The 2,842-nt window shown below is 57.4% G+C and carries 3 protein-coding genes and 1 pseudogene; 3 read left to right on the top strand and 1 reads right to left on the bottom strand.

Annotated elements, in window-relative coordinates; genetic code table 11:
* Together WCG50_RS18680 and WCG50_RS18675 are read left to right on the top strand one after the other, a co-directional pair.
* Window positions 1-699: hypothetical protein (locus WCG50_RS18680; protein ID WP_336901103.1), on the top strand; the 699-nt coding region annotated here is incomplete at its 5' end.
* A 52-nt stretch (window positions 700-751) separates the two neighbouring features.
* The gene (locus WCG50_RS18675) at window positions 752-2,056 is read left to right on the top strand and encodes a zinc ribbon domain-containing protein (protein WP_336901102.1); all 1,305 of its coding nucleotides are present in this window, start codon (window positions 752-754) and stop codon (window positions 2,054-2,056) included.
* A gap of 1 nt (window position 2,057) precedes the next feature.
* On the opposite strand, the gene WCG50_RS18670 is transcribed toward WCG50_RS18675, so the two are convergent.
* Complete coding sequence (locus tag WCG50_RS18670; RefSeq protein WP_336901101.1) at window positions 2,058-2,333, bottom strand: hypothetical protein; 276 nt, start codon at window positions 2,331-2,333, stop codon at window positions 2,058-2,060.
* 69 nt (window positions 2,334-2,402) lie between these two features.
* On the opposite strand from WCG50_RS18670, the pseudogene WCG50_RS18665 reads away from it, so the two are divergent.
* Window positions 2,403-2,842, top strand: a pseudogene (locus WCG50_RS18665) (glutamyl-tRNA reductase); the annotation flags it as partial.

Genomic DNA, 2,842 nt, shown 5'->3' with positions numbered 1-2,842 from the left:
AACCCACAAGTGGGTGAACCGTATGTCAAGGTCGTGGCCCGCGAGAGCGGTTTCTGGTCCTTCGTGTTTTCCTTGCTCGGCATCGACGCCACCACCACCCTGCAGGTCAGCGACACCCGCATTGAATTTGAGCGTGGCTCCTTGTCCGGCTTTGTCCGCCGCCTGACCCCGTTTGGACACATCTCGTCGTCTTATTACGGCAGCCACAAGCCCTGGAAAACAGCGCTCGGCATCTTGTCGCTGTGCCTGTTTATCGGCAGCGCCATCCAGAGCGGCTGGGCTTTCCTGCTATTTTTGTTAATTGGCGTGGTCGGTGGCGGCCTGTACTACTTCTTGAACAAAGAGTTGATGATCGGCTTCAACGAAGACAGCGGCGCGTCTGCCGTCATTACCTTCAAGCGCTCGGTCATTGAAGGCCAGGAAATCGACGAGGAGCAACTGAAGAAAATCATCATCGTGATTGAAAACCTGATCAAGAAGCAGGCCGGCGACATCGCCCACATTGACATCGGTGGCGCACCCTCCAATGCCCGCGCAGCAGGCGCGGCACCAACCACGTTCAAAGAAGTGATGCAAGGCCCGGTCACCCCGCCGCCCGCACCCAAACCCGCAGCGCAAGCCACGACCTGCCCCAAGTGCGCCAACCCCATCACGCCCGACGATGTGTTTTGCGGCGGTTGCGGTCACAAACTGAAATAAGCCTCAATTTTCAATGTATGAGCCGGCCATGCGGCTGGCTGAAGGATTAGTCATGGCTATTTTTTGCACCCAATGTGGCACGAAAAACGAGGAAAGTGCTGTTTTTTGCGAAGGCTGCGGGGCACGCCTTCGCAAGGTCGATTTACCCCCAGAAATGCCGGCAGCAGCCTCACCACAGTCCCCAGTCAACACCACCAAAGCATCTCCCGCACAACCCAGGTCGACCTCGCCCGAGGGGGCTGAACAAGCAGTGGCCAAGCTTAAGACCTTCGCAGGCTCCAAAAAGGTCTGGTACTCCACTGGCGCCCTGATTTCACTATTGGCTTTGGGTGGTGCCGTGGCCTATTTTGTGTTGAGTCCACCCGCAGCCACCCCTGGCAAGTTGTTAGCCGCTGCCAAGGAAGGTTACGGGGTCACCCTGAGTCTGCAAAACAAACGCGAGCTTTGCCTCTCCAACATGAACTACGGCGTGACCAACTTCAACGTTGGCGAAAACGACCAGGGCACGCTCACCTGGCTCAATACGCTGGTGGCGGTAGGCCTGTTCAGCCCGGCAGTGCCGATCAGCAGCGGCGGCTATTTTCCCCAGACGCTGATGCAGTACACGGCCACGCCCGAGTTGACCAAATGGCGTGACGGCTCTCGCCTGTGCCTGGCCAAAGACGTTGAACTGGTCGAAGTGATCGAGATTGAAAAACCGCGTGAAGAGACCATCGGGCGCAACGCCAAAGGCGATCCGGCCAAGTTACTCACGGTCAAAGCCAAGCTGGTGCTGCAATCCATCGACACCGCGCCCTGGCTGGAAAAAGCCGACATTCAAGCCGCAGTGCTCGACAAGATCAGCGATTGGGAATACAAAAACGCCAAACTCCAAAAAAGGATGCCCGACACCTTTGGTCTGCGCGAGGGCCAGTGGGCCACCGGGCCGCAATACAAGAACAGCTTGCAAAAGCAATTCTTGTCCAACCAGCGTAGCAGTGACAACGACCGCGAAGAAAGCTCAAGCAGCAGCGCCCAACAAGGCTTCCTGTCGGGCCTGAGCAGCAAACTGTCCAACCTGTTCAGCTTTGGCGGTCATCCCCTCAAAGGCACATGGAAAATGGACACGAAGGCCATGGGCAAACCCTTTGGCATGGAGCTACCCTCTGGTCTGGGCCTGGAGGCGACGATGACATTCACTTCAGACTCGCTGGAGGTTGGCGGTCAGTCCGTGAAGTGCAAATTTGAAGTCGATGGCAATAAGGTCAAGGTCATCCCTCAGGGGCAAATGGCCAGTCTGGTTTTCGTCATGCAAGACAAAGACACCGCGTCCATTGACATGGGCATTATGAAAATGCACTACAAGCGCGTGGACTGAGCTAGCGCCAACCGCGCAGCATGACCCACTGGCTGGTGGCACTCAGCAGCGCCATGCCGGTGTAGGTGAGCATCTTGCCGTCGCGGCCAAAGACCCACAAGCCAATCCCCAAGACCATCACGGCTACTACAAAATTAATAGCTGCCTGCGCAGGTAGCGTAAGGGCTACAGGCCTATTCTTTATAAATATTCGGGCAACCAGCGTCACCCCCAGCGCCAGCCACGCCGCCGGGGCTACGAAGTTAAGCAGATGGTTCAGGAAGTCAAGTGGGCCCATTTATGGCAATCTTTATGGCAGGGGAAAAAGTTTTGATTTGTATCAACGGGCTGATTTTATAATCGTGACATGGCAGTCTGGGCTTTAGGAATTAATCACACGACCGCGCCGCTCGATCTGCGCGGTCGTTTTGCGTTCGCGGTCGATCAAATCGAACCAACCTTACGGGGTTTGCGCGAGTCGCTCTCACGTCAACCCGAGGCCGCGATCATCTCGACCTGCAACCGCACCGAGATTTATTGCGCAGGCGAAAAGCCTGAACTCGAACACACGCTGGACTGGCTGGCCCACTCTGGTGGCGTCGCGCCGAGTTTGTTGCGCGCGCACTCTTACACACTGGAAGACGGCTTGGCCGCCCGCCACGCCTTTCGGGTCGCCAGCGGGCTGGACTCGATGGTGCTGGGCGAGCCGCAAATTCTGGGACAACTCAAAGACGCCGTGCGCGCCGCCGAAGCGGCGGGCTCGCTCGGCACCACGCTGAGCCAGTTGTTCCAGCGCTCGTTTGCCGT

Source organism: Rhodoferax sp. (assembly GCF_037143375.1).
Lineage (GTDB): Bacteria > Pseudomonadota > Gammaproteobacteria > Burkholderiales > Burkholderiaceae_C > Rhodoferax.
The sequence above is the reverse complement of the archived record's forward strand: the minus strand, read 5'-3'. Positions and strand labels throughout refer to the sequence as shown.